This window comes from Staphylococcus sp. HMSC14C01, from assembly GCF_001808085.1.
Lineage (GTDB): Bacteria > Bacillota > Bacilli > Staphylococcales > Staphylococcaceae > Staphylococcus > Staphylococcus hominis.
Genome location: NZ_KV792023.1, coordinates 1 through 26,705 on the forward strand (window position 1 = coordinate 1; position 26,705 = coordinate 26,705).

Here is a 26,705-nt window from a genome sequence, read left to right on the forward strand (position 1 = left end):
GTGAGGTCTCTTTTTTTATGTCGAAATTTAGATAAATCTTTTGAAACTAATGAATTGAGGAGTAAATGTATTAAACTAAAAAATGATAAAACTTCTTCAATAATATACTGAAGAAGTTTTTAATATTATTTCAAATTAATAATGAATACAACATTTTATTTTCATTAATATAAATATTTGATGGATCAAATTCATCGACATTATGTTTTAATTGTTCTAAATCTTGATGATTATTTAACTGAATGCCAATAATAACAGTACCCGTATTTTGAGAAGCTTTTTTTAGATATTCAAATTTAGTAATATCATCTTGAGGACCTAAAACATCATTAACAAATTCTTTTAAAGCTCCTGGACGTTGAGGGAAATTTAAAATGAAATAATGTTTCATTTCTTCATATAAAAGTGAACGTTCTTCAATTTCTTTCATACGATTAATATCATTATTTCCACCACTGACTACGCATACTACAGTTTTTCCTATAATATTGTCTTTATAAAATTCAAGAGCTGATACACTTAATGCACCTGCTGGTTCTGCTACTATTGCTTGTTTAGAGTACATATCTAAAATTGTAGAACATACTGCGCCTTCATCAATTTGTAAGTAGTCGTTGACGTATTGTTTGACAATATTAAAGGTAATATCACCAACACGTGCTACTGAAGCGCCATCAACAAATTTATCTATATGTTCTAAAGTTACAACTTTATTTTGAACTACTACTGATTCATACATACTACTTGCTCCGGCAGGTTCGACGCCAATGATTTTTGTATGTGGACTATGTTCATGCATATATGTACTTACACCGGATATTAGACCTCCGCCTCCAATAGCTGCAAAGAGATAATCAAATTGAATCTTTTCTTTTTTTGCTTCTAATAAAATTTCTTTTGCTAATGTCCCTTGACCAGCGATAGTATAAACATTGTTGAATGGATCAATAAATGTCATATGATGCTCATCTGTATAAACTAAAGCTTCTTTTAAACAATCATCAAATGTATCGCCAGTTAGAACGATTTCTACATTTTCTGCACCGAAGAATTTAACTTGATTTACTTTTTGAAGAGGAGTTGTCACTGGCATAAAGATAACAGCTTTTAAATTTAATGCTTTAGCAGTATAAGCTACTCCTTGGGCATGATTACCAGCACTTGCGCAAGTAATACCTTTTGATTTAGCTTGTGTGTCTAATACTGAAATAGCGTTATAAGCACCACGCAATTTAAATGAGCGTACCCATTGCAAGTCTTCTCTTTTTAAATAAACATTACAATTATATTTTTGTGAAAGATAATGATCATATTGTAATGGTGTTTCTTTCACAACATCTTTTATACGTAAATAAGCTTCGTCTACATCAGTAGCTGTTACCGTTGTCTTTAAAACCATTTGTTATCATCCTTACATTGTTTTCTCATATTTCTCTATTAATTCTTCATATTTTAATGTAATAGCAATATCATCTAATCCATTTATAAGTTTATCTTTCCAAGTTTCATCTATATCAAAGTGGAAAGATTGATGATTTGCTGACACAGTTTGATTTGGTAAATCAACCGTTATATTATTTTGATCGGCTAGATATTTTCTAGATTGTTCATTTAAAACAATAGGTAACATTCCATTTTTTGTACAATTCATATAGAAGATATCGCTAAAACCACCAGCAATAATAATATTAAAGCCAAAATCTTTTAAAGCCCAAGCAGCATGTTCACGACTTGAACCACAACCAAAGTTGTCTCCAGTAATAAGAATTGAAGCACCTTTATATTTTGGTTTGTTTAGATTAAAATCCGGATTATCTGATCCATCAGGTAAATAACGCCATTCATCAAAAGCAAAGGGTCCAAAACCAGTTTTAGTAATTCGTTTAAGATGAACTTTTGGAATAATTTGATCTGTATCAATATTGTCGTTAAACAAAGGGACTACTTTACCTGTGTATTGGGTGATAGGTTGAATATCCATTACTTATACAACCACCTTTCTTACGTCAACGAATTTACCATTTATTGCTGCGGCTGCAGCCATAGCCGGAGAAACAAGATGTGTACGTGCACCTTTACCTTGTCGACCCTCAAAATTTCGATTACTTGTTGAGGCACAATGGACACCTTCTGGTACTTGGTCAGGATTCATTCCTAAGCACATGGAACATCCAGGTTCTCTCCATTCAAAGCCTGCTTCTTTAAATACTTTGTCTAACCCTAGAGATTCTGCTTCTTTTTTTACTGTACGTGAGCCAGGAACAACAATAGCAGTAATTTTAGGATGTACTTTTTTTCCTTTTACGATATGGCTTGCTTCTATCAAATCTGATAGGCGAGCATTAGTACATGAACCTAAAAAGACATAACCTAAATCGATATCTTCTGCTTTTTGACCAGGTTTTAGTCCCATATAGTTGTATGCACGTTCATCATTAATATTTTGAATTTCTGGGAATGGAGAACTAAAATTCACACCCATCTCTGGATTTGTGCCCCATGTCACTTGAGGTTCTAAATTGGTTACATCAAGTGTAATCACTTTGTCAAAATGAGCATCTTCATCTGAATATAGTTTCTGCCATTCTCCAATAGATTGATTAAAGTTCTGTGCATATGGTCGACCTTTGATGTATTCAAATGTAGTTTCATCCGGTTGAATAATACCGTATTTAGCTCCACCTTCAATTGCCATGTTACAAATTGTCATTCGACCCTCCATGGATAGTGATTGAATGGTTTCTCCAGTAAACTCAAGTGCATAGCCTGTTCCGAAATCTACACCATGTTGATTGATTAAATGTAAAATAATATCTTTAGCATACACACCTGGTTGTAATTTACCTGAAACTTCAATTTTAAGATTTTTAGGTTTTGTTTGCCATAATGTTTGAGTTGCAAAAACATGTTCTACTTCACTTGTTCCAATGCCAAAAGCAATAGCACCAAATGCCCCGTGAGTTGCTGTATGTGAATCACCACATACGATTGTCTTACCTGGTTGTGTTAATCCAGTTTCAGGACCTACCATATGAACGATACCTTGCTCATCTGAACCCATATCAAAAATATGTACACCAAAATCTTTGGCGTTTTTCTGTAAAGTCGTAATCTGTTTATTAGCAATTTCATCTCTAATATTAAATATATCGATTGTAGGAACATTATGATCAAGAGTTGCAAAGGTTAAATCTGGACGTCTAAGTTGTCTTTTTTGAAGTCTTAATCCTTCAAAAGCTTGAGGAGAGGTCACTTCATGTATAAGATGCAAATCTATGTATAAGAGTTGAGGTTCGCCTTCTTTACCAGTTAAGACATGTTTATTCCAAACTTTATCAAATAATGTTTGAGCCATTATTTATGTACCTCCCTTTATTGATAACTTTTTTTTAGTAACTCAAAGATGTCTGAAGTTTTATAGTGTCCTCCAAGATCTTTTGTTGTTTTACCAATTTTAATTAAATGATATACAGCATGTTCTAATTCTTCTGCTGCGACACTTTGATTTAAACTTTCTCTTAAACACATTGCTAGTGACAATACCATTCCAAATGGATTAGCAAGATTTTGATGAGCAATGTCAGGCGCTGAACCATGAATAGGTTCATAAAGTCTAGTACCGTGTTCACTAAAACTTGCCGAAGGTGATAAACCGAGTGAACCAGGTATTACTGAAGCTTCATCACTTAAAATATCACCAAAGAGATTTTCAGTAACAATGACGTCGAATTGTGAAGGATGAGTAATTAAATGCATACTACACGCATCAACGAGTAAATGATTTAATTCGATGTCCGGATAAGACTTGCTTACTTCAGTAACAGTTTTTCTCCAAAGTTTACTTGAAGCAAGGACATTCTCTTTATCTACAGAAGTTACTTTTTTACTACGAGTACGTGCTAATTCAAATGCAACTTTAGCAATACGTTCTATTTCAGCTTTAGTATAAGTGAGAGAATCTAATGCTTCAGAATGATTCATATGTCTAGGTTCACCAAAATAAATGCCACTCGTTAATTCACGAACTATAACTAAGTCTGTATGTTTAACACGCTCTTCTTTTAAAGGTGAAAATTGACTGGTACCTTCAGTCACTTTAGTAGGACGAATATTAGCAAATAAGCCTAACTTTTTACGTAACGCTAATAATCCTTGTTCTGGACGATTATTAGGATCTGTCCATTTTGGTCCTCCAACTGCTCCTAATAAAATCGCATCTGCTTCTTGACAGGCAGAGAGTGTTTCATTAGGAAGGGGAGTGCCATGTGTATCAATGGCGGCTCCTCCAAAATCATAACTTTTTAAATTATAGGTGAAATTGTATTTCTTACTTATTATTTCTAATAACTCTAAACTTCCATTTAAAATTTCAGGTCCGATGCCATCTCCGGGTAAAGCAACAATTTTATATGTCATTATTTATTACCTACTTTCTCTAAATCTTGGGCAATATATTTAGCATGAGCTTCTACATATGCTTTACAAGAAGCTTGAAGTATATCATGATCGATACCTATACCATTAACATGTTGATTTTCAATAACAAGCTCAACATGAACCTCAGCTTGTGCATCTGTACCTTCAGTAACTGAATCAATTCTATAATCGATGAGTTCACTATCCTTTTTAAAAATACGATCAACAGCATTGTAAATTGCAACAATTGATCCTGTACCAATGCTTGAATCTTGATAAATATGACCTTTTTTATCTTTAATGACAACAACAGCGCTTTGTAGACCATTTGAAACATATTGTAATTGCAAAGTTTCTACTTGATAAATTGCATTTTGTTCATGTTCAGAACCTTGAATAATCGCATGAATATCTCGGTCAGATACTGATTTTTTCTTATCTGCTACTGCTTTAAATTGTTTGAATAACTCGATTTGTTGTTTAGGTTCAATGTCATAACCTAACGTTTTAAGTTTTTCAGCAAAAGCATGTTTACCAGAAAGTTTGCCTAAAGGTAATTCGTTTTTGCTTATTCCAACAAGTTGAGGCGTCATGATTTCGTACGTTTCAGGATTTTTAAGAACACCATCTTGATGAATACCTGATTCATGACTGAAAGCATTTTGACCAACAATTGCTTTATTTCTTGGAACTCGAATGCCTGCATATCTAGAAATTAAATCTGAAGTCAATTTAGTTTGCTCTAATTTTAATTTTGTTTCAATACCATAATGATCTTTGCGAACGTATAGTGCTAATGCAATTTCTTCTAATGCAGTATTACCTGCACGTTCACCAATACCATTTACAGTACCTTCAATGCGTTTCGCGCCATTTTCAATTGCAGCTAAGCTATTTGCTACTGCCATACCCAAATCATCATGACAATGTGCACTATAAATAATTTCTTTTTCTGATTTAACATTTGTAATAAGAGATTTAAAAATGACACCATATTCACTTGGATAACTATATCCAACAGTATCTGGAATATTGATTATTGTAGCTCCTGCATCAACAGCTGTTTGAACAGATTTTATAAGGAATGCTTGATCTGTTCTTGATGCATCTTCTGGTGAGAATTGTACTACATCGAATAATGATTTAGCATAACTGACATGTTCCTTAATTGATTCTAAGACTTCTTCTTGAGTCATTTTTAGCTTATGCTCTAAATGAATAGGGGAAGTAGCAATAAATACATGAACACGTGGTTTAGCAGCACATTTTGTTGCTTCATATACAGCATCAATATCAGATTTTTTACATCTTGCTAATCCACACACTGCAGTGGTAGTTAATGCTTTAGAGATTGCTTCTACAGATTTAAAACTTCCAGTACTTGAAGCGGGGAAGCCTGCTTCAATAACATCGACTCCCCATTTTTCAAGTTGCTTAGCAATACTTAAACGTTCATCAAATGAAAAATTCACACCAGGTGTTTGCTCTCCATCTCTTAACGTTGTATCAAATATTTGAATATGGCTTTCCATTTTTAACATCTCCTTACATTTTATTTTTGAATGCTTTTAGATTTAATGAATGGCATCATTTTTCTTAGTTCACGACCCACTGCTTCAATTTCATGACCATGTTGTTGTTCACGTAATTCATAAAATTCTTTAAATCCATTTTCGTTATCTTTAACAAAGCGATTAGCGAAATTACCATTTTGAATATCTTTAAGTACTTCTTTCATATTATCTTTAACATCTGGAGTAATGACACGTGGACCAGATACGTAGTCACCAAATTCAGCAGTATTTGAAATTGAATAACGTACATTTTCCATACCGCCTTCATACATTAAATCAACGATCAGTTTCATTTCATGTAGTACTTCAAAATATGCTAATTCTTTTTGATATCCAGCTTCCACTAATGTCTCGAAACCACTTTGAATCAGTTTATGAATTCCCCCACAAAGTACAGCTTGTTCACCGAATAAGTCAGTTTCAGTTTCTTCTTTAAATGTTGTTTCAATAACACCAGCACGTGTAGCACCAATACCTTTTGCATAACTTAAAGCAATATCACGTGCATGACCTGTAGCATCTTGTTGAACGCCAAATAATGCTGGCACAGCTGAACCTTCAACAAATGTACGTCTTACTAGATGACCAGGACCTTTAGGTGCTACTAAGAAGACATCTACATCTTTAGGTGGTTCGATGACGTTAAAATGAATATTAAATCCATGTGCAAAAGCTAATGCATTACCAGCTTCTAAATTTGGAGCAATTTCATTTTTATATACATTACCTTGAATTTCATCAGGAAGTAATACCATAATAACGTCTGCTTGTTTAACTGCTTCAGCCACTGGATAAACATCTAATCCATCTTCTTTAGCTTTATTAAATGAATTACCTGGACGAATACCAACTCTTACGTCGTAACCGTTATCTTTAAGGTTTTGAGCATGTGCATGGCCTTGAGAACCGTAACCGATAATAGCGATTTTTTTACCTTGTAGTGCATCTTTTTCTACTGATTGATCATAATAAACTTTTGTCATAATACTTTCCTCCATTAGTTAAAAAATTTCAAAAATTGCGAATATTAAAAAGGTAATAATTAACTTTATGATGTTAGACATTAAATATGATAATTGATGTAAAATGCTAGCGCATCATCTAAGAATTAATCATTCACATCTTCAACATTAATAACACTGACTTGTTTTTTTAATTTAGTAATTAAAATTCGATATACATCTTCATCCTCAATATGAACTTTGATTGTCATATCAGATATGCCATCTTCACTAGCAGGTTTTACATATAATTCATTGATATTGTACTGTAATCTTACAAAAGCACTTGTGATTCGATTTAACGTACTGACTTGGTCAGCTACTTTTAATTTTAAAGTTCGGTTCATTCTAGGCCCTCCATTTCATGATTAGCTTTACCACTAGGAATCATAGGGTTTACAGGTTCTGCTGGAGAAATTCTTACTTCAATTAAAGCAGGACCTTCATAATTAAAAGCTTCATCTAATTGCGCTTTTAATTTATTAGGGTGATCGATTAAGAAGCTTTTAACACCGTAAGCTTCAGCCATTTTAATAAAATCTGGTTGATCATTGAAAACAGAATGTGAAAAACGTTGATTAAAGAATTTATCTTGCCATTGTTTTACCATTCCTAATGTACCGTTGTTAATTAAAACAATTTTTACATTTAGATGATATTCAGGTAATAACGCCATTTCTTGATTGGTCATTTGGAATCCACCATCACCTACAAAACAAATAACTGTTTTATCTGGAGCTGCGAGTTGTGCACCAATTGCTGAAGGAATACCGAATCCCATTGTTCCTAATCCACCACTTGTAACCCATTGACTATGATGTTTAAACGGATAAAATTGTGCTGACCACATTTGATGCTGACCTACATCTGTAGTGACGATGGCTTCACCATTTGTGATTTTACCAATATATTCAATCGCTTCTTGTGGACGACAAAATGTATCATTAGCTTCTTTGTACTTAAATGGATGTTTTGATTTATTATCTAAACAATAATCTACCCATTCTTTGTATGTAGCATGACTTTGATGTTCAGTAACTAATGCTTCTAATACTTTTTTACAATCTGCAACAATTCCGAGTGTTGTAGGAATCACTTTATTAATTTCTGATTCATCAATATCAATGTGTACCACTTTAGCATTTGGTGCGAATTCGTTAGGATTACTAGCCAAACGGTCATCAAATCGACTACCTAAATTAATGAGTAAGTCACATTCAGTGAGTGCCATGTTACTTGCATAAGAGCCATGCATACCGCCCATACCAAGGAAAAGGGGATTTTCATATGGAATAGCACCTAGACCTAATAAAGTTGTAACAACAGGAATTTGATGGTGAGTAACAAATTCGGTTAATAAATCATTTGATTTTGAGTGATTGATACCTGCTCCAGCTAAAACAACAGGTTGTTTTGCATGATTTAAATATTGAGAAAGTTGTTGAATATCTTCTTTATTTGGATTTTCAGTTACTTGATATGAAGGTAAATGAACTTCTTCTTCAAGTGGAGCAGAAGAAGTTAAAACGCCCATATCTTTTGGGAAATCAATAACTACAGGTCCTTTACGTCCAGTATTTGCTAAATAGAATGCCTCGTGAACAATTCTAGGAATATCATCTACATGTTTAACTTGGTAATTAGCTTTTGTAATTGGCGTCGTCATTGATAATAAATCAGCTTCTTGGAATGCATCTTTACCAATACCAGGGGTTGCCACTTGTCCGGTAAATACGACTAAGGGTAGAGAATCACAATAAGCATCAGTAATACCAGTGATAGCATTTGTAGCTCCAGGACCACTTGTTACGACGACGACACCTGGTTTGCCAGAAACACGTGCGTATCCTTCAGCGGCATGGGTAGCACCTTGTTCATGACGTGCCAGAATATGTTTAATTTTTTCATCATAAAATGTATCGTATAATGGTAAAACTGCACCACCTGGATATCCAAAAATGAAATCAACATCTTCGTGTACGAGTGCTTCTACTAATAAGTCAGAACCGCTTCGAGTTGTAAGTGTTTTAGTTTGTTTATTACTTTCCTTTGTTTTTGACATATTTATCGCTCCTTAAATTTAAATAAGATTTTCTGGGACTTGCATAATACCACCCGTATTTGCACTGGTTACTAAAGCAGTGTATCTTGCAAGATAACCTGTTTTTACTTTAGCTTTAAAAGGCTCAAGTTCTTCTTTACGTTTATACAATTCTTCTTGAGGCTGATTAACATCTAAAGTTCGATTTACTAAGTCAATAGTAATTTCATCACCATCTCTAATCAGACCAATAGGACCTCCTGAGGCTGCTTCTGGTGAAATATGACCTACAGCGATACCACGAGTAGCTCCAGAAAAACGTCCATCCGTAATTAAAGCAACATCTTTTCCTAAACCTCTTCCGACGATAGATGATGTAGGAGCTAACATTTCTGGCATACCCGGACCTCCTTTAGGTCCTTCATATCGAATGACCACTACGTGACCTTCACGAACTGTTTTATTATCAATTGCTTCTACAGCTGCATCATGTGAATCAAAGCAAATTGCTTTTCCTTTAAATACTTTGATTGAAGGATCAACACCACCAACTTTAATTACTGCACCTTTAGGAGCAATATTACCGAATAAGACGGACAATCCACCTTCTTTATCATATGGAGCATCTAAAGAATGAATAACATCGAAATTTTTAATCTCTTTACCTTGGTTATTTTCTCTTAATGTTTTACCAGTAACTGTGAGTCGATCTGGATGTAGGGTTCCTTCTTTTTTCATTAATTCATTAATGATTGCTGGACATCCGCCAGCTTCATGAACATCGTGCATAGAATAAGAAGAACTTGGTGCAATCTTAGATAAATAAGGCGTTTTTTTAGCAATTTCATTAATTCTTTCTAAGTCATATTCAATTCCAGCTTCATTAGCAATTGCTAATGTATGAAGTACAGTATTTGTTGAACCACCCATTGCCATATCTAAAGCAAATGCATCATCAATTGCTTCTTTCGTAACAATATCACGAGGTTTAATATCATTTTTTATATTTTCTACCAATTGGAATGCTGCTTGTCTAATCATTTTACGACGTTGATCGCTTACTGCTAAAGCTGTACCGTTGTAGGGAAGTGCTAATCCTAAGACTTCCATTAAACAGTTCATAGAATTTGCTGTGAACATTCCTGCACATGATCCACATGTTGGACAAGCATTTTGTTCCATATCTAAAAATTCTTCTTTAGTAATTGAACCTTCTTTAAAAGCTCCGACTGCTTCGAACATAGATGATAGAGTTAAAGCTTTTCCCTGAGCAGATAAACCAGCTTTCATTGGGCCACCTGAACAAAAGATAGCAGGGACATTTGTTCTAACAGCTGCTAATAACATGCCAGGTGTAATTTTGTCACAGTTAGGAATATAAAATACACCATCAAACCAATGAGCATTGATAACAGTTTCAGCCGCATCTGCAATAATTTCACGTGACGGTAAGGAATACCTCATACCAATATGTCCCATTGCTATTCCATCATCGACACCAATTGTATTAAATTCAAAAGGAATTGCACCTGCTTCACGAATCGCTTCTTTTGCAATATCAGCTAATTCTCTTAAATGAACATGTCCAGGAACGATATCGATATATGAATTACAAATTGCTACAAAAGGTTTATTCATGTCAGTAGGACTTTTAAGTGCTCCTGTCGCGTGTAATAGGCTTCTTGCTGGTGCTTGGTGATCACCTTTTTTTATCATGTCACTTCTCATTTATTCATTCCCCCATAAATTACTAATTATTAAAATAAAAAAACGCCCCAATAAAGTTGGGACGTTTTTAAGTCCCATTCAATGAGAAATAGGACTTAAACATTTAGTAAATTAAGCTACTAAAGTTCCAGCCCTGAAGAGTATAATAAAATAATTAAATTTTCTAGTGGTGACAGTGAATATGTAAATGATTGCATGGTATTATACTCCTTTCTTGAATGGATGATTATTTGAATAGTTAGAATTGTTTAAAAATTTGATAAATTTAATTTACACTAAACAGATATTAAAGTCAATACTCTTTTTAGAATTTTCTAACAATTTAGAAGAATGATTTATGTTTTATTAATGAGAAATTTTTAGTAAAGTTTGTTACAATTATTAAGTTAAATTTAGATGAAATAACGAAGTGTAAAATAAACATGAGGAGAGAGAACAATACATGATACCTATCAAAAATTTAGATGAGATGGAACATTTTGCTAAAATTTTAATGAAGCATGTTGGTTCAAAAGATGTCATTTTATTGAATGGAGATTTAGGTGCTGGTAAAACAACGTTGACTCAATTTATAGGTAAATATCTAGGAGTAAAGCGTAATATTAATTCTCCTACGTTTAATATCATAAAATCATACAAAGGTAAGGAGTTAAAACTTCATCATATGGATTGTTATCGCTTAGAAGATTCAGATGAAGATTTAGGATTTAATGAATACTTTGAAGATGACGCTGTTACAATAATTGAATGGAGTCAATTTATACAGGAGTTCCTTCCAGAAGAGTATTTAGTGATTAATATTACGACTATAAATGAAAGTCAACGACAAATTAATATAGCAGCAAAAGGCTATCATTATACTAAAATAAAGGAAGAGATAGACAATGAACTTACTGTTAATTGATACTTCAAATCAACCCATGTCAATTGCTTTGATGAACGATGATGAGGTTTTAGCAATAAAAACAACAAATAGTAAAAAAGATCATTCGAGCCAACTTATGCCTGGTATTCAATCCTTATTTAATGAATCGAATTTAAAAAAACAAGAATTAGATGGGATTGTTGTTGCAAAAGGACCTGGCTCTTATACAGGAGTGAGAATAGGCGTTACTGTAGCGAAAACATTAGCCTATGCTTTGAATACTAAATTATATGGTGTCTCATCGTTAAAAGCATTAGCGGCTACTATAGATACGAATGATAAAAGAATTATTGTACCAATATTTGATGCTCGTCGTGAAGCGGTATATACAGGATTATATCAATATGAAAATAATCAATTAAATACAATTGAAAAAGACCAATATATTTCTTTAGAAGCGTTGCATAAAAAACTCAATGCTTTAAATCAACCTTATGTGTTTGTAGGAGAGGACACGGAAAAATTATCTGAATTACTACATGGAGATATTGAGACTAAACTGCCTAATGCAACTGTCATGAAACATTTGATTCATCAACCTGAGAACATTCATACGTTTGTACCAAATTATATAAAATTGTCAGAGGCGGAACGTAATTGGTTAAACCAACAGAAGAACAGTTAACTATTAGAGCGATGCAAGTCGATGATGTACCAAGTGTTTTCGATATTGAGAGAGAAAGCTTCAACGATAGTTCATGGACCATTGATGCATTTTACCATGAATTAAATGAAAATAACTTCGCAAAGTACTTTGTTGTTATTTTTAAAGAAGAAATTATTGGATATTTAGGATTATGGATAGTAATTGATCAAGCTCAAATTACAACCATAGCAATCAAAGAATCATTCAGAGACTATGGATTAGGTCAGCTATTACTAAATTATGTGATGGACTATGCTAGGCATACTTGTGATGTGATGAGTTTAGAAGTGAGAATTACGAATGTGATAGCTCAACATGTATATAAAAAATTAGGGTTTCAATATGGCGGTAAAAGAAAAAATTACTATGGAGAAGGCGAGGATGCATTAGTGATGTGGGTGAATTTAAATGAATAGAGACATATTAATATTAGCGGTTGAAACAAGTTGTGACGAAACAAGTGTAAGTGTTATAAAAAATGGAAATACGATTTTATCTAATATTGTACTTAGTCAAATAGAAAGTCATAAACGTTTTGGGGGAGTAGTCCCTGAAGTTGCAAGTAGACACCATGTAGAGGGAATTACGACTACAATTGATGAAGCGTTATCTTCAGCTAATGCTACTATGGAAGATATCGATGCCGTAGCTGTTACACAAGGGCCTGGATTAATAGGGGCACTTCTAATAGGAATTAATGCAGCAAAAGCTTTAGCATTTGCTTATAATAAGCCAATCATTCCTGTTCATCATATTGCTGGACATATTTATGCTAATCATCTTGAAGAACCGCTAACCTTTCCTTTAATAGCATTAATCGTTTCGGGTGGACATACAGAACTTGTTTATATGAAATCACATTTAAATTTTGAAGTCATTGGTGAAACACGAGATGATGCTGTAGGAGAGGCTTATGATAAGGTAGCAAGAACAATTGATTTACCATATCCAGGAGGCCCAGCTATAGATGCACTTGCTTTGGAAGGAAAGGACACATACCATTTTCCTAGAGTATGGCTTGAAAAAGATAGTTATGATTTTAGCTTTAGTGGATTAAAAAGTGCAGTGATTAATAAGTTACACAATCAGCGACAAAAAAATGAAGACATAAAAAAAGAAGATGTTGCTACCAGTTTCCAAAATAGTGTTGTTGATGTATTAAGTACAAAGGCTATTAATGCTTGTAAATCTTATCATGTTGAACACCTTATTGTAGCTGGCGGAGTAGCTAGTAACAAAGGATTAAGAGAACGATTAAATCATTTGTGTAAAGAAAATAACATTAAACTTTCAATACCTAATTCAAAGTTATGTACAGATAATGCTGCTATGATTGGGGCTGCTGGATATTATTACTATAAAGCTGGAGTAACTTCATCTCTAGATTTAAATGGAAAAAATAATATAGATATTGAAGATGTAACAGTTGAATAATAAAGTAAAAAGTAATTGAACTTAAAATCAAATAAGTTTCAATTACTTTTTTATTTAATTAGGTTAATGTATTGATATATGATATATGTCAATAGAGAACGTGTGTACTTATCAACAAATAGTTAATATCTTGTGGATAAAAAGGGGGTAAAGGTGTGAATATAGTTTGAATGTTGTGTAAAAGTTATGTAAATTATTATCATTCACGTTGTGGATAACTAGGATAAGTTCGTGGATAACTGATATATCAGTATTTTAGTTGTTTATAAATTTGTGAATGAAATAAATAAAAAAACTAGTAAAAATTTGATACCTTTACTAGTTTTTCTTAGATATATTAAATTTTTTCTTGTAATTCTTCCCATTCAGCCATAACATTCTCTAATTGTCGTTCGGTACTTAATTTCTGCTCAGCAAGTTCATTTGCCTTAATAGGATCATTAAAAATATCAGGCTGAGTCAATTGTTGATCAATTTGAGTAATTTGTTCTTCATATTTTTCGATTTGTTCTTCACATTGCTCAATTTGACGCTCAATTTTTCGTAATTCTCTCTTATATTGTTTTTGAGAAGCATACGTATTAGTTGTTGACGAATCGGTGTCTTCTAAATCAAGCGTTTCATCTTTATTGTGTTCCGCTTCAAATTCCTTTAACGCAGAAGCTTCTTCTGTTTTCTCAATAAAATATTGATAGTCACCTAAATACAGTTGACCACCATCTTTATTTAAATCAAATACTTTATTTGCTAGTTGATTAATAAAATATCGATCATGGGAAACAAATAAAATTGTACCTTCAAAATCTTTTAACGCTTGTTCTAACATTTCTTTAGAATCTATATCAAGATGGTTAGTAGGTTCATCGAGTATCAAAACGTTATCACGTTGTAACATAAGTAAAGCTAATTGCAAACGTGCTTTTTCGCCCCCTGATAAATCATTAATAACTTTTTTGACGTCATCTTGAACGAATAAAAATCGTCCTAAAATAGCGCGGACATCTTTTTCATTCATCATAGGATATTGATCCCAAACATAATCTAATATTGTTTTATTAGATTTGAATTCTGCTTGTTTTTGATCGTAATATCCTATGTTTAAATTAGCACCATAAGTAATTTCTCCACCTAATGCTTTTTGACGATTTGCAATTGTTTTGATAAGTGTAGTCTTTCCAACTCCATTAGGTCCAATAATAGCAATATGGTCTCCTTTTGTAACTTCAATATTAATAGGAGCAGTGATAGGGGATTGATAACCTACTTCTAGATTACGGATATGCATCACATCATTGCCAGTATTTCTATCAAATCCAAACTGGATATTAGCACTTTTAGCATCCATCATTGGCTTATCGATACGTTCCATTTTTTCTAATGTTTTTCGACGACTTTTAGCCATACCGCTTGTTGAAGCTCGAGTAATATTTTTTTCCACGAAAGTTTCAAGGCGTTTAATTTCTTCTTGTTGTTTTTCATATTCTTGCATTCTTAATTCATAGTATTTATCACGTTGAGTAATAAATTGCTCATAATTACCTACATAACGCTTCACATCTCCTAAAGCAACGTCATATATTTGAGTTACAATTTTATCTAAGAAGTATCTGTCATGACTAATAATAATGATGGCACCTTTAAAATATTTTAAATAATCTTCTAACCACTTAGTTGTTTCCAAGTCAAGATGGTTTGTAGGTTCATCTAATAGTAATAAATCGGGTTCACTTAAAAGCATCTGTGCTAAAGATAAACGTGTTTTTTGTCCGCCACTAAAATCATTAATGGGTTTATCAAATTCTTCTTCAGTAAAGTTTAAACCATGCAATACTGTTTTAATTTTACTTTCATATTGATAACCTTCAAGTTGTTCAAATTGATTAGATAATGATTCATAACGCTCCATATGTTGTTTATAATCTTCTGAATCATAACTATCAACGTGAGCGGCTAACCAATCAGTTTCATCATTAATAAGCGTTTCCATATGCTTAATATGTTCAAATGGTTTTGACATTTCTTCAATTACAGTCAGAGAAGAATCAAGTGTCATTTGTTGAGTTAAATAACCAATGCGTAAATTCTTGATTTTTGAAATATGGCCACTATCATAATCTTCAACACCTGCAATAATCTTCATTAACGTTGATTTTCCAGCGCCATTTCTTCCTACTACGCCAATACGTTCTCCAGTTTTAACTTCAAAATTAACATGATTAAATATATCTTCACCATCAAACGATTTTGAAATATCATTTAATTGTAAAAGTATCATTCAAGTTTCACCTTTCTATCTATGTAACAATCACATTTATTTAACTTTAAATTTGACATTATTATATCATTTTACAATATAAGGTATGCTTAGGAAACTAAGATATTTATTTTTGAAATAGGTTACGGTATAATATTGCAGTATCCATAATAGGCATTATATATATTTCACTAAAATAACTAATTGCACTCTAGTTAGTTTGAATATATAGATTAAAAAGTTCAAACAAAAGGGGGACATTGCATATGCCTCAAAATCAATCAAAAATACCTCGCGCTACATTAAAACGTTTACCTTTATATTATCGATTTGTTAATTCATTGAAAATCAAAGGTATTGATCGTGTGAGTTCTAAAACAATTAGTGAGGCTTTAGATATTGAATCAGCTACGATAAGAAGAGATTTTTCTTATTTTGGTGAGTTAGGTAAGAAAGGATATGGCTATAACGTTGAGAGTCTTTTAGAATTCTTTAAAACGGAGATTAGCGATAGTAATAATATTCATATTGCTATTGTTGGCGTAGGGAATTTAGGACGTGCATTACTTACTTACAATTTTTCAATACATGATGAAATGACAATTACAGCTGCATTTGATATTGATAAAGATATTGTTGGTACAAAAGTTGGAAAAGTGACAGTAAAGCATATTGATGATATTTCATCTGAACTTCAAAAACAAAATATTAATGTAGTGATTCTTACTACACCAGGAAGTGTGGCACAATCTGTTTCAGATCGACTTATTAAGGCTGATGTAAAAGGTATCTTAAACTTTACTCCTGCTAGAATTGATGTGCCAAATGATGTTCAAGTTCATCATATCGATTTAGGTATCGAATTACAATCACTATTATTCTTTATGAAAAACTCTTCAAATTAATATTAAATTATTTTTTAAAGCTAAAATGCATTTGCATTATAGCTTTTTTATAAATATATTAATTTAATGGAAACATTAAAAAATGGTGACGAATTAAAAATAGACTTTGATTGCACTCAAGCAACTGAAGCCATTCCAAACTGGGCAGCTGAACAAGGGTATCCTGTAACAAACTATGAACAACTTGATGATGCTTCATGGACAATCACAGTTCAAAAAGCTTAAGTTTTTCTTTATAAATGTAATGTAATATGACAAATTGTGTCATTTAATCTTACGTGTTTTTGCTATTCTTAAAAACTATTAATATGATGTTTTTAAGGAAGTGGTAAAAATGAAGATGGATGACACAATTTTTTTATTTCTATGTATTTTATTAGTTTGGTTAATGACACCAGGATTGAGTTTATTTTATGGAGGCTTAGTTCAATCTAAAAATGTTTTAAATACAGTGATGCAAAGTATGGCTGCTATAATTATTGTTACGTTTACATGGGTGGTCATTGGATTTTCTTTGAGTTTTGGTCATGGAAATGATTGGATAGGTAATTTTGATTTTATTGGTTTGCAACATGTAGGATTTAATACGAATGTTCAATTTAGTCCACATATTCCGTTTGCCTTATTTATGTTATTTCAGATGATGTTTTGTACTATTGCGGTTTCCATTTTATCAGGTTCAATTGCTGAGCGAATGAGATTTATTCCTTTTACTATTTTTATATTTATATGGGTAATTATGATTTACAGTCCTGTAGCTCATTGGGTATGGGGCGGTGGTTGGATTCAACAACTTGATGCTTTAGATTATGCTGGAGGTACCGTAGTACATATTACATCGGGAGTATCAGGATTAGTATTAGCAATAATGATAGGTCACGGAAAAAAAGTAGAGAAACTACAGCCGAATAATTTACTTATTACACTTATAGGTGGTATTTTTGTTTGGATAGGATGGTACGGTTTTAATACAGGAAGTGCGTTTACTTTAAATGATATAGCAGTGATATCGTTTGTAAATACTATCATTGCTGCGAGTGGAGGAGCATTTAGTTGGTTGATTCTTGAATACTTTTCTAATAAAAAGTTAAGCTTACTTGGTTTATTATCAGGTGTACTGTCAGGACTCGTAACCATTACACCAGCAGCTGGATTTGTAAACTACTTAAGTGCATACATTATCTCTATGATTGGTGGTATAGCATGTTATTTTGTGGTCAATTCTATAAAAGAAAAATTAAGATATAATGATACACTTGATGCCTTTGGTATTCATGGTGTTGGAGGTGTGATTGGTGCAATATTGACTGGTGTATTTCAATCACATAAAGTTAATAAAGATATATTAGATGGATTAATCTATACTGGTCATTTACATACTATATGGATACAATGTATTGCAGTTATAGTAGTAGTACTTTACTCGATTATTATAACTTTTATTATTGGAAAGACATTATCAATTTTTATGTCCCTTGCTACGACTGTTGAAGAAGATAAGACAGGTTTAGATCAACTTGTGCATGGTGAAAAGGCATATTTTTATGGAGAATTAAATAAATTACATAAAAGGTATTGATATATATTTAAAATGTTGAAGTTTCATTAGTAAAACAGTACTTGAAGATAATCACGATATGATAAAATTAATATTATGTTGATATTAATTTAGATGATTAGTCTATTAAAAAAATATATCAGATATTGCAAAGTTTGCGGGAGTATTGTAAATACAATTTCCCGCTTTTTAAATCATGGATTGTAAAGTCTTAAGACTAATTACCGTTACGATATTAAATGATAAAATTAATACTAATGATTTAGGAGGCCTAATATGACTGAGTGGTCAAGAGAACAACGCTATCGTCGTATTGAAGATGTGAACAAAGATGAATTAGAAGCGTTAAAGCATCGAATAGAACAATCAAGCTATCGTCAACACTTTCATATTCAACCTGAAACAGGTTTATTAAACGATCCTAATGGATTAATGTTTTATAACGGAACATACTATGTATCTCACCAGTGGTTTCCATTGGGTGCCGTGCATGGACTGAAATATTGGTTTAATTATACTAGTAAAGATTTAGTGACATTTGAACCAAATGGTCCCATATTAAAACCTGATACGATTTATGATAGTCATGGGGTATACAGTGGAAGTGCTTTTGAATTTGAAGGAAACTTATATTATATGTATACAGGTAATCATCGAGATGAAGAATGGAAAAGATATGCGAGTCAAATGATTGCAAAAGTAAAACAAGATGGTTCAATCGAAAAATTAAATAAGCCTGTGATTGCTCATCAACCTGAAGGATATACAAGTCATTTTAGAGATCCAAAAGTATTTAAGTATCATGAAGAATATTATGCAATATTAGGTGTCCAAACTCAACAAGAATTAGGACGTTTACTTTTGTACAAAATGATACATCGACAGATTGATCAATGGGAATATATTGGAGAAATTACAACCGAACTAGAAGATTTTGGCTATATGTGGGAATGTCCAGACTATTTTAGTTTAAATGGACAAGATGTCATTATTTTTAGTCCTCAAGGTATTGATGCAAAAGATGAAAAATATAGAAATATTTATCAATCTGGATATCTAATCGGTCATTTAAATTTCGATACATTAGAATTCAAACATGATACATTTATGGAACTTGATAATGGTTTTGATTTTTATGCGCCACAAACATTTATAGATGAATATGGTAAGCGTATTTTAATTGGGTGGATGGGATTACCAGATACTCAATATCCTACAGATGAAGAAGGTTGGGCACATTGTTTAACGATACCTAGAGAGTTAACAATCGAAGAAGGACGGTTACGCCAACGTCCTTTAAAAGCGTTAGAGACGTTACGTCAAAATAAAGAAACAGCATTAGGTTATGCTAACAAATATAATACAACACTTCATCCTTATGAAGGTACGCAATATGAGCTTATTATTGATATTTTAGAAAATGAAGCAACAGAAATATATTTTGAATTAAGAGCATCTAAGTTAAATTCAACATTAATTTCTTATAATACTAGGGAGCAAAAGATTACATTAGATCGATCAGAAAGTGGTGCATTACCTAGTAATGTTGAAGGTGTGACAAGATCTACATATTTAGATTCGCCATTAAAGCAATTACACATTTTTGTGGATACTTCAAGTATTGAAATTTTTTGTAATGATGGAGAGCGTGTCTTGACGTCAAGAATTTTTCCTGATGAAAATGCTACAGCAATTCGCACATCTACAGAAACAGGTCAAGTTTATTTGAAATTTACTAAATATGACTTAGGGAGAGATAAATAAATGAGAAAGTTATACGCTATTGGTGAAGCATTAATCGATTTTATTCCAAATAGAACAAATATTGAACTTAAAGATGTAACGCAATTTAGTCGACAAGTTGGCGGGGCACCTGCTAATGTGGCAAGTGTGGCTAAAAAATTAGGTAGTAGGACAGAAATGGTTACACAACTAGGTAATGACGCTTTTGGAGATATTATTATAGAGACGTTAGAAAAAATAGGCGTTGGTACAACATATATTAAACGAACAAATACAGCTAATACTGCACTCGCTTTCGTTAGTTTAAAAGAAAATGGAGAACGAGATTTTTCTTTTTATCGTAAACCATCAGCTGACATGCTTTATCATGCTTCGAATTTAGATGAAATCAATGTTTCTAATCAAGATGTTCTACATTTTTGTTCTGTTGATTTAATTGAATGTGATATGAAAAATGCACATCTTGCTATGATTGAAAAATTTGAAGCGGCTCATGGGATGATAGTATTTGATCCAAATGTTAGATTACCACTATGGGATAGCGCAGAAGCATGTAAAGTGACTATTCAATCATTTCTTCCCAAAGCAAATATTATTAAAATTTCAGATGAAGAAATTGAATTTGTTACTGGAATAAGTGATGAACATAAAGCGATTCAATCTTTATTTAAAGGAAATGTTGAAGTAGTTATCTATACACAAGGAGACAAAGGAGCAACAGCTTATTTAAAAGATGGGACAATTATTCATCATCAAGGGTATAAAGTTGAAGCTGTTGACACTACTGGTGCTGGAGACGCGTTTATTGGTGCAGTCATTAATAGAATTTTAAATACAGAATTAACAGACATTACTTCTCTATTTAAAGGAAAAGGAGAAGAAATTTTAAAATTTAGTAATTTAGTAGCTGCAAAAGTAACTACTAAGTATGGCGCTATCGAAAGTATTCCAAGTTTAGAAGAAGTTATTGAAGAACTTTAAAAAAGAGATTAAGAAACCCCTTCAGATATTAAAATGAAGGGGTTTTAATATTATATCTTTTTAACATTACGTACAGAGGCATAGCAATGCTCACCGTTTCTGAAAGTTACAATTCGTTCTTTAGAATCGACTGAATCGATATTATGGCGATTTACAACAAAACTATTGTGACATCTGAAAAAACGATCATCGAGTTGTGCTAATTCTTTAAGATTTCCGTAGAATTCAATCTGACGGTTATCAAGATGCGCAATTAAACGATGGGATTTTGTAGACGATTCAAAGAACATGACATCATCATATTGTACATATATTGAATTGCTACCACGCTTTAATTCAATTGTCTCAACATTACTTTCTTTTGAAAGTAATTTTAAACGTGTATGAGCAGTTTCAATACAATCTATTATTCGCGTTTTCAGTTGATTAGGATCATCTTTAAAAATAAAATCCATTGCAGATACCTTATAGACAAATGTTAGGTAAGTGAGTTCACTATGACTTGTAACAAAGATGATATTCCCAATAGGATCATACTTTCGAATTTCACTTCCAAGTTTAATACCGTTAATATCAGCTTCCAATTGTATATCTAAAAAATAACATCCAACATCATTCATTTCTTTTGACTGTTCAATAATTTCATAAGGATCATCTGTCGCTAACGCTATTTCCATCGGTTTTTCTTCAATCATTATATAGTTGTTAATAATTGAAACCATATTTTCACGTTGTTTCACATCGTCTTCACAAATGAATATTTTCATTTTCTCACATCCTTATGGCATATTATTTATAATTTCTACTTTTTGAACGAAGTAGCCATTTTCTATAGTCGTATCAAGTAACACGTTTTCAGTAGTATCAGTAATTTCTTTTAAAGTCGTTAGACCAAGTCCTCTGTTATCTCCTTTAGTTGAAAAGGAGTCTTGAAATAATTCATGGATTTTCGGCATATCTTCTTTACATTTATTCATAACAATAAACATGACTGACGTTTCGACATTGATAAATGCAATTCTAATTAAGACATCTTCTAATTCTTCTGAAGCCTCAATAGCGTTATCAATGATAATCCCAATGATACGACTTAAATCAACCGTATTCATCTCAATATGATCAATTAACTCTGGCACCTCAATACTAATAGGTATATTTTTTTCTTGAGCTTGTAAAATTTTAGTTGTTATCAATCCTTTAATAGCACGCACTTTTAAATTATCCGTACCATTAATTTTGATTGAGTTCATTTGAAGGTTATCTTTCATAGGAACAATATTATCATTAAAATATGTCTTTAAACCATCCATATCATTTTCTCTTATGTATTCTGACATTGTAGTAAGAATATTGACATAATCATGTCTAAACTTACGCATTTCATTATTAATCGATTCTATTTGTAGTGTGTATTCATAATACGTTTCAATTTCTTCCATATTACGTCTGTATCGAAGTTCACGTAATGTATATCTAGAAATTATAATGATTAAGGTGATGAAAAATATAATTATTCCAATAAAAATTAGCCCATAAATTTTTAAAGAAGCATTATTAACTTTAGGTACTTGAGAATAAATATATAAAATTATAAATGAAAGAATTAAAACAATTGAAATAATAGTTAAGTAAGTTTTATTAATAGATAAATAAGACATTTTTAATTTTTTAAGTAGAGATTTAAATGTAAAAGATATAAGTATAGAAACTAAAGTAAATATACTTATATACGATAAATCTAAATAGGTATTATTATTAATAAATTTTTGAAAAATTATTACAAGTATAAAAGCAATGAAATTACTTAAAAACATTAAAATAGCACTACTTAAAACTGTAATAATCGAGTACCACTTAACTTTACAATATAGGAAAATTCCACAACCAATTAATAAATATAAAACAGAAATACTTCCTAAATAATAATAAAAAAAAGCAGAAGGGATTATAATCGTTAAAATGATTAAATAATCCCTTAAAGTATATTTAATATCTAAAATTATTTTTGAAATTAAAAATAATAAAAATCCTTGAAAAAGTGCTAAAGGTACATTTGATAATAAATCCATACGTCACACACTTTCTAAATTTTATCTATTAAGATCAGTTAATTCTTTAGGAACTTCAGGTTCATCGAAATAACCACCACATACATTATATGAAGCAAGTGTACCAACAGTTTCTAAGATTAATGAGAATAGTTTAATGAATAAATCTGTAATAAATGTCATAATTAATAATCCTCCTTAGGAAAAAAGAATGGTAATAGTGTTGTACTTTCAAGTATCATACCTAATAAAATTAATTGTTTATATGGCTCTGGTACTATAATAGAAATAATGATTAAAACCACTACTAAAATAATAGACTTTATTTTTTTGCGAGGTTTTAGTCGTTCGGGTATGGGTTGTTTCTTAGTGGCAGCTGGTGCATAAATAATAATCAGTAATAATGCAAGGCCACTAACACTATACATGATACCCATATTAATATGATAGTAAGCAATGAGCCATGGTAAACCAACAAATAAGATTAAATTTTGAATATGGCATAGCAAAGTAGACTTTGCATGCGCCCCGTGTGCATTGTGTCGAATTAAAAAATAACTAATGTGTGTGATTAAAGTATACAAAAATGTATGGAATATGAGCGCAGCACCATATGTCACAATTGTTTTAGCAATATTACTAACAACCACTTGCATGCCTAATCGTACTTTTAAGAATTGGATATGATCAAGGTTGTTTTTCTTCTGTAAATAAGATGCAAAGTGCTCAATTTTATCATCAATTGCTTTCAATATTGTGCCACTCTCCTTGACTATATTATACAATTTTGTGCAATTAGTCTGCAAAATAATGCTTAACTGTTAAAATTTAATACTTAACTGTTAAAGTAATTCGATAACTCATATTTTACCATATAAAAATAAACAGTTTAGTAGAAAAAGTTGCAAGTTAAGAAATTTTTAATTACTTAAATGAATGTTATGTTTTAATATACTCATATCACATTAAAGTGATATCAACTTAATAATCTTAGTCTTTAAATTGTTAGTCTTTGTTTTATTCGAATAAATCTTTTTTTGATTTTGTTAGTAGTTGCGAAATTAAAAGTTGATTTATCGATGAGTTGTAAGGAATGTTTGTGTAATTTGACTATGTATTTGTGATGATCGAGACCAATGGGTTATTCGATAATATCGATTTTCATAGTAAAATATTTCATTTATTTATTTCTTCGTGTAGTTCCATTCATTAATAAGCTATCCCAACTTATTGATGAGAAATGCATAAGACTCGCTGAAGTGTTAACTCAGTAGAAAATAATTAACTTAGCTATTCTGAATAGAAGGTAATTATTTTCAATATGCAAGCTATCATAACATTGTTATGCAATGTAATTTTTCATAATTAATAACATCCCCAAAAGATTGAAAAATAACTGTAAAACATTCCCTTAATTAAAAGTCGTGAGTCTCTCCCAAGCTCACGACTTTTTTTATTTATATAAATGAGGTTTTAAATTTCTAAAGATTGGAATAGCATCTCTTTGACGTGATACTTCTTGAATGTTGATATCAACTGAAATAGTATCTTCTTCTCTGTTTAACTCAACAAGAATATCTCCATTAGGATTGATAACCATTGAATGTCCAGCGTATTCAGTATTTCCATCATGACCTGTGCCATTACATGCGACGATAAAAATATCATTTTCTATAGCTCTAGCTTGAAGTAAGTTTCTCCAATGATTAAGTCGAGATGTTGGCCATTCAGCGACATAAAATGCGATTTGAGCACCTTCTCTAGATGGATATCTTAGCAATTCAGGGAATCTTAAGTCATAGCATATAATTTGAGTGGCGAGAGCACCTGATGATAAAGCAAATGGTTCTGGAACTGTTTTTCCATCCTCTAAAAATTCTGGTTCATTTAGCATTGGAACTAAATGAACTTTATCATATTTGTTAATACGACGACCTTTTTTAGAGACAGTAAAAGCAGTATTATAAACTTTATTATTTTGTTTATTTGAAACAGATCCTGCGACGATGTCAACTTGATATGTTTGAGCAAGATTCGAAATAAAAGGAAAACTACGTGATAATGCTTGATCTGCTTTTTCATTTAATTCTTCTAAAGCATAGCCATTGTTCCACATTTCTGGTAACACAACAACTTCAGTATCATCATCTAATTGAGTATTAAACCATTCTGAAATTTTTTGTTCATTTTTCTCAACATTTCCATATTCGACATGAAATTGGAATATTTGTATTTTCACTTTAACCACTCCTCAACCTGCTTAATAATTTCAATTTACTAAATTTGGCTAGGAAAAGCAAAATGAAGCACATTACAATTAAAGTAAAATAACTTAATTGTAATGTACTTCATTGATAAGTTTAAATTTATTATTTTTTAATAATAAATCGTTGATCAGTAGGGTGAATTTCTTTTTCACCAGCTTGTTCTTCAATATCACCAAATGGCATTTGTGCTACAAGTTTCCATGATGCTGGAATATCAAATGTTTGTGTTGTAACTTGATCAACTAGTGGATTATAGTGTTGTAACGATGCACCGATACCTTTTGAACTTAGTGCAGTCCAAATTGCGTATTGATGCATAGCATTTGTTTGAACAGCCCAGTTAGCAAAATTATCAGCATATGATGGCATTTGTTCTTGTAATGATTTTATAACATCTTCATCTTCAAAATATAAAATAGTTCCGTAGGCATGCTCGAAACCATTAATTCTTTGATTTGTAGGTTCAAAGTCACGATCTGGTCCCATTACATCTTTAAGTACAGTTTTAGCATTTTCCCAGAATTTAATATGTTGATCATTAAGTAACAAAACAACACGTGTTGATTGTGAATTAAAAGCTGAAGGCATGTATTTTACAATATGTTCAATCATTTCCTCTAATTCTTCATCACTAATAGAAATAGATGTTTTAGTTTTATAAATTGTACGTCTATTTTCAATTTCAGTTAGAAATGGTTTTGTGTTTTCTTTATCAAATAATTCCATCTTATAATCTCCTTTTTTTAATATATTTCTTGTATAAAATTTATACTAGAATAAGTAAATTATTATATAACAAAAATTTCATAAATATTAATGTTTTTTATCAATTTGTTTATATACATGCATGATATTTTTTATTTCTTTATACTAAAATTGTTAAAAATAAGAGGAGGTCTCAGAATGATAAAACAAAAAGTTATTCGAACAAGTCTTATTTTTGCTATAAGTGCAACTATATTCAGTCACTATAGTTATGCTGAAACCTCTTCTAATATAGAGAGTGAAGGCGTAGATCAGAAAGTAAACTCACAAATAAATTCTGATACTCAGCAATCTAAAATTAAACTAAGTAAGGAAAACATAAAAAAATTTAATTATACTAGTGATGAAACTAGCAACACAGAAGAACCAAAAATAGAAAATATACATCAAGAAAGCGACGAGACTAACAGTAAAGAAAA

At 31.5% G+C, this 26,705-nt stretch carries 24 protein-coding genes and 2 pseudogenes; 10 read left to right on the plus strand and 16 right to left on the minus strand.

Features of this window, described 5'->3' with window-relative positions; genetic code table 11:
* Positions 1-130: 130 nt before the first annotated feature.
* The 9 genes from ilvA to ilvD all read right to left on the minus strand — a co-directional run bounded on the left by ilvA (position 131) and on the right by ilvD (position 10,760).
* A complete protein-coding gene (gene ilvA, locus HMPREF3131_RS03605; RefSeq protein ID WP_070436464.1) occupies positions 131-1,399 on the minus strand; it encodes a threonine ammonia-lyase IlvA in 1,269 nt (422 codons plus the stop codon).
* 12 nt (positions 1,400-1,411) lie between these two features.
* Positions 1,412-1,981 carry a 3-isopropylmalate dehydratase small subunit gene (gene leuD / locus HMPREF3131_RS03610; RefSeq protein ID WP_017175295.1) on the minus strand — a complete coding sequence of 190 codons (570 nt, stop codon included), beginning with the start codon at positions 1,979-1,981 and terminating at the stop codon, positions 1,412-1,414.
* Positions 1,982-1,984: 3 nt separating this feature from the next.
* Positions 1,985-3,355 carry a 3-isopropylmalate dehydratase large subunit gene (leuC, locus tag HMPREF3131_RS03615; protein WP_037541697.1) on the minus strand — a complete coding sequence of 457 codons (1,371 nt, stop codon included), beginning with the start codon at positions 3,353-3,355 and terminating at the stop codon, positions 1,985-1,987.
* 17 nt (positions 3,356-3,372) lie between these two features.
* A complete protein-coding gene (gene leuB, locus HMPREF3131_RS03620) occupies positions 3,373-4,416 on the minus strand; it encodes a 3-isopropylmalate dehydrogenase (RefSeq protein WP_017175293.1) in 1,044 nt (347 codons plus the stop codon).
* Positions 4,416-5,948, minus strand: coding sequence for a 2-isopropylmalate synthase (locus HMPREF3131_RS03625; protein WP_017175292.1), 1,533 nt, complete (start codon positions 5,946-5,948; stop codon positions 4,416-4,418). The genes leuB and HMPREF3131_RS03625 overlap by 1 nt, the downstream gene beginning before the upstream one ends.
* A gap of 20 nt (positions 5,949-5,968) precedes the next feature.
* Positions 5,969-6,973 (minus strand): ketol-acid reductoisomerase, encoded by a 1,005-nt coding sequence (ilvC, locus tag HMPREF3131_RS03630; RefSeq protein WP_002455079.1) that lies wholly within the window; start codon positions 6,971-6,973, stop codon positions 5,969-5,971.
* 125 nt (positions 6,974-7,098) lie between these two features.
* Complete coding sequence (locus tag HMPREF3131_RS03635; RefSeq protein ID WP_017175291.1) at positions 7,099-7,338, minus strand: ACT domain-containing protein; 240 nt, start codon at positions 7,336-7,338, stop codon at positions 7,099-7,101.
* Positions 7,335-9,053: a biosynthetic-type acetolactate synthase large subunit gene (gene ilvB / locus HMPREF3131_RS03640; RefSeq protein WP_070436465.1), complete on the minus strand. Its 1,719-nt coding sequence runs from the start codon at positions 9,051-9,053 to the stop codon at positions 7,335-7,337. Before ilvB ends, HMPREF3131_RS03635 begins: the two co-directional genes overlap by 4 nt.
* 18 nt (positions 9,054-9,071) lie before the next feature.
* Positions 9,072-10,760, minus strand: a complete 1,689-nt coding sequence (ilvD, locus tag HMPREF3131_RS03645) for a dihydroxy-acid dehydratase (RefSeq protein WP_017175289.1) — start codon at positions 10,758-10,760, stop codon at positions 9,072-9,074.
* 442 nt (positions 10,761-11,202) lie between these two features.
* On the opposite strand from ilvD, the gene tsaE reads away from it, so the two are divergent.
* The 4 genes from tsaE to tsaD are packed head-to-tail and all read left to right on the plus strand — an operon-like array spanning position 11,203 to position 13,765.
* Positions 11,203-11,664, plus strand: a complete 462-nt coding sequence (gene tsaE / locus HMPREF3131_RS03650) for a tRNA (adenosine(37)-N6)-threonylcarbamoyltransferase complex ATPase subunit type 1 TsaE (RefSeq protein WP_017175288.1) — start codon at positions 11,203-11,205, stop codon at positions 11,662-11,664.
* Complete coding sequence (gene tsaB, locus HMPREF3131_RS03655) at positions 11,645-12,310, plus strand: tRNA (adenosine(37)-N6)-threonylcarbamoyltransferase complex dimerization subunit type 1 TsaB (protein ID WP_048761685.1); 666 nt, start codon at positions 11,645-11,647, stop codon at positions 12,308-12,310. Before tsaE ends, tsaB begins: the two co-directional genes overlap by 20 nt.
* Positions 12,311-12,321: 11 nt before the next feature.
* On the plus strand, positions 12,322-12,747 hold the full coding sequence (gene rimI, locus HMPREF3131_RS03660) for a ribosomal protein S18-alanine N-acetyltransferase (RefSeq protein ID WP_371089563.1): 426 nt from the start codon (positions 12,322-12,324) through the stop codon (positions 12,745-12,747).
* Positions 12,740-13,765 (plus strand): tRNA (adenosine(37)-N6)-threonylcarbamoyltransferase complex transferase subunit TsaD, encoded by a 1,026-nt coding sequence (gene tsaD, locus HMPREF3131_RS03665; RefSeq protein WP_019835766.1) that lies wholly within the window; start codon positions 12,740-12,742, stop codon positions 13,763-13,765. Before rimI ends, tsaD begins: the two co-directional genes overlap by 8 nt.
* Before the next feature lie 337 nt (positions 13,766-14,102).
* Here tsaD and HMPREF3131_RS03670 read toward each other — a convergent pair whose 3' ends face one another.
* Positions 14,103-16,040, minus strand: coding sequence for an ABC-F family ATP-binding cassette domain-containing protein (locus HMPREF3131_RS03670; RefSeq protein WP_017175285.1), 1,938 nt, complete (start codon positions 16,038-16,040; stop codon positions 14,103-14,105).
* A 245-nt stretch (positions 16,041-16,285) separates the two neighbouring features.
* Here HMPREF3131_RS03670 and HMPREF3131_RS03675 point away from each other — a divergent pair, with 245 nt between their 5' ends.
* From HMPREF3131_RS03675 to HMPREF3131_RS03695, 5 genes and pseudogenes are all read left to right on the plus strand, one after another.
* Positions 16,286-16,924, plus strand: a complete 639-nt coding sequence (locus HMPREF3131_RS03675; RefSeq protein WP_017175284.1) for a redox-sensing transcriptional repressor Rex — start codon at positions 16,286-16,288, stop codon at positions 16,922-16,924.
* 66 nt (positions 16,925-16,990) lie between these two features.
* Positions 16,991-17,149 (plus strand): annotated as a pseudogene (locus tag HMPREF3131_RS03680) (sulfurtransferase TusA family protein); the annotation flags it as partial.
* 109 nt (positions 17,150-17,258) lie between these two features.
* Positions 17,259-18,503: an ammonium transporter gene (locus HMPREF3131_RS03685; RefSeq protein WP_019835521.1), complete on the plus strand. Its 1,245-nt coding sequence runs from the start codon at positions 17,259-17,261 to the stop codon at positions 18,501-18,503.
* A 255-nt stretch (positions 18,504-18,758) separates the two neighbouring features.
* Positions 18,759-20,246, plus strand: coding sequence for a sucrose-6-phosphate hydrolase (locus tag HMPREF3131_RS03690; RefSeq protein ID WP_019835520.1), 1,488 nt, complete (start codon positions 18,759-18,761; stop codon positions 20,244-20,246).
* A complete protein-coding gene (locus tag HMPREF3131_RS03695; protein ID WP_070436466.1) occupies positions 20,247-21,206 on the plus strand; it encodes a carbohydrate kinase family protein in 960 nt (319 codons plus the stop codon).
* 50 nt (positions 21,207-21,256) lie between these two features.
* On the opposite strand, the gene agrA is transcribed toward HMPREF3131_RS03695, so the two are convergent.
* The 6 genes from agrA to HMPREF3131_RS03725 all read right to left on the minus strand — a co-directional run bounded on the left by agrA (position 21,257) and on the right by HMPREF3131_RS03725 (position 26,247).
* Positions 21,257-21,973, minus strand: coding sequence for a quorum-sensing response regulator AgrA (gene agrA / locus HMPREF3131_RS03700; RefSeq protein WP_002455088.1), 717 nt, complete (start codon positions 21,971-21,973; stop codon positions 21,257-21,259).
* 12 nt (positions 21,974-21,985) lie between these two features.
* Entirely contained in the window at positions 21,986-23,275 is a 1,290-nt protein-coding gene (gene agrC / locus HMPREF3131_RS03705; RefSeq protein WP_070436467.1) for a quorum-sensing sensor histidine kinase AgrC, read from the minus strand.
* Positions 23,276-23,296: 21 nt separating this feature from the next.
* Positions 23,297-23,437 carry a cyclic lactone autoinducer peptide AgrD gene (gene agrD, locus HMPREF3131_RS03710; protein WP_002488089.1) on the minus strand — a complete coding sequence of 47 codons (141 nt, stop codon included), beginning with the start codon at positions 23,435-23,437 and terminating at the stop codon, positions 23,297-23,299.
* A gap of 2 nt (positions 23,438-23,439) precedes the next feature.
* Positions 23,440-24,006 carry an accessory gene regulator AgrB gene (locus tag HMPREF3131_RS03715; RefSeq protein WP_002455090.1) on the minus strand — a complete coding sequence of 189 codons (567 nt, stop codon included), beginning with the start codon at positions 24,004-24,006 and terminating at the stop codon, positions 23,440-23,442.
* A gap of 701 nt (positions 24,007-24,707) precedes the next feature.
* Positions 24,708-25,493: a carbon-nitrogen family hydrolase gene (locus HMPREF3131_RS03720; RefSeq protein ID WP_002455091.1), complete on the minus strand. Its 786-nt coding sequence runs from the start codon at positions 25,491-25,493 to the stop codon at positions 24,708-24,710.
* 130 nt (positions 25,494-25,623) lie between these two features.
* Positions 25,624-26,247 carry a nitroreductase family protein gene (locus tag HMPREF3131_RS03725; RefSeq protein ID WP_049417196.1) on the minus strand — a complete coding sequence of 208 codons (624 nt, stop codon included), beginning with the start codon at positions 26,245-26,247 and terminating at the stop codon, positions 25,624-25,626.
* Positions 26,248-26,424: 177 nt separating this feature from the next.
* Between HMPREF3131_RS03725 and HMPREF3131_RS03730 the strand changes: the two are divergent.
* Positions 26,425-26,705 (plus strand): annotated as a pseudogene (locus HMPREF3131_RS03730) (hypothetical protein); the annotation flags it as partial.

Excerpts from the sequence above, each read along its gene's own strand:
- agrD (WP_002488089.1), bottom strand. The coding sequence starts at position 23,437 with ATGACATTTATTACAGATTTATTCATTAAACTATTCTCATTAATCTTA.
- HMPREF3131_RS03625 (WP_017175292.1), bottom strand. The coding sequence starts at position 5,948 with ATGGAAAGCCATATTCAAATATTTGATACAACGTTAAGAGATGGAGAG.
- leuB (WP_017175293.1), bottom strand. The coding sequence starts at position 4,416 with ATGACATATAAAATTGTTGCTTTACCCGGAGATGGCATCGGACCTGAA.
- leuD (WP_017175295.1), bottom strand. The coding sequence starts at position 1,981 with ATGGATATTCAACCTATCACCCAATACACAGGTAAAGTAGTCCCTTTG.
- tsaB (WP_048761685.1), top strand. The coding sequence starts at position 11,645 with ATGAACTTACTGTTAATTGATACTTCAAATCAACCCATGTCAATTGCT.
- HMPREF3131_RS03690 (WP_019835520.1), top strand. The coding sequence starts at position 18,759 with ATGACTGAGTGGTCAAGAGAACAACGCTATCGTCGTATTGAAGATGTG.
- HMPREF3131_RS03635 (WP_017175291.1), bottom strand. The coding sequence starts at position 7,338 with ATGAACCGAACTTTAAAATTAAAAGTAGCTGACCAAGTCAGTACGTTA.
- tsaE (WP_017175288.1), top strand. The coding sequence starts at position 11,203 with ATGATACCTATCAAAAATTTAGATGAGATGGAACATTTTGCTAAAATT.
- ilvC (WP_002455079.1), bottom strand. The coding sequence starts at position 6,973 with ATGACAAAAGTTTATTATGATCAATCAGTAGAAAAAGATGCACTACAA.
- agrA (WP_002455088.1), bottom strand. The coding sequence starts at position 21,973 with ATGAAAATATTCATTTGTGAAGACGATGTGAAACAACGTGAAAATATG.
- HMPREF3131_RS03685 (WP_019835521.1), top strand. The coding sequence starts at position 17,259 with ATGAAGATGGATGACACAATTTTTTTATTTCTATGTATTTTATTAGTT.
- HMPREF3131_RS03725 (WP_049417196.1), bottom strand. The coding sequence starts at position 26,247 with ATGGAATTATTTGATAAAGAAAACACAAAACCATTTCTAACTGAAATT.
- leuC (WP_037541697.1), bottom strand. The coding sequence starts at position 3,355 with ATGGCTCAAACATTATTTGATAAAGTTTGGAATAAACATGTCTTAACT.
- HMPREF3131_RS03695 (WP_070436466.1), top strand. The coding sequence starts at position 20,247 with ATGAGAAAGTTATACGCTATTGGTGAAGCATTAATCGATTTTATTCCA.
- agrC (WP_070436467.1), bottom strand. The coding sequence starts at position 23,275 with ATGGATTTATTATCAAATGTACCTTTAGCACTTTTTCAAGGATTTTTA.
- rimI (WP_371089563.1), top strand. The coding sequence starts at position 12,322 with ATGCAAGTCGATGATGTACCAAGTGTTTTCGATATTGAGAGAGAAAGC.
- tsaD (WP_019835766.1), top strand. The coding sequence starts at position 12,740 with ATGAATAGAGACATATTAATATTAGCGGTTGAAACAAGTTGTGACGAA.
- HMPREF3131_RS03675 (WP_017175284.1), top strand. The coding sequence starts at position 16,286 with ATGCCTCAAAATCAATCAAAAATACCTCGCGCTACATTAAAACGTTTA.
- ilvA (WP_070436464.1), bottom strand. The coding sequence starts at position 1,399 with ATGGTTTTAAAGACAACGGTAACAGCTACTGATGTAGACGAAGCTTAT.
- ilvD (WP_017175289.1), bottom strand. The coding sequence starts at position 10,760 with ATGAGAAGTGACATGATAAAAAAAGGTGATCACCAAGCACCAGCAAGA.
- HMPREF3131_RS03670 (WP_017175285.1), bottom strand. The coding sequence starts at position 16,040 with ATGATACTTTTACAATTAAATGATATTTCAAAATCGTTTGATGGTGAA.
- ilvB (WP_070436465.1), bottom strand. The coding sequence starts at position 9,053 with ATGTCAAAAACAAAGGAAAGTAATAAACAAACTAAAACACTTACAACT.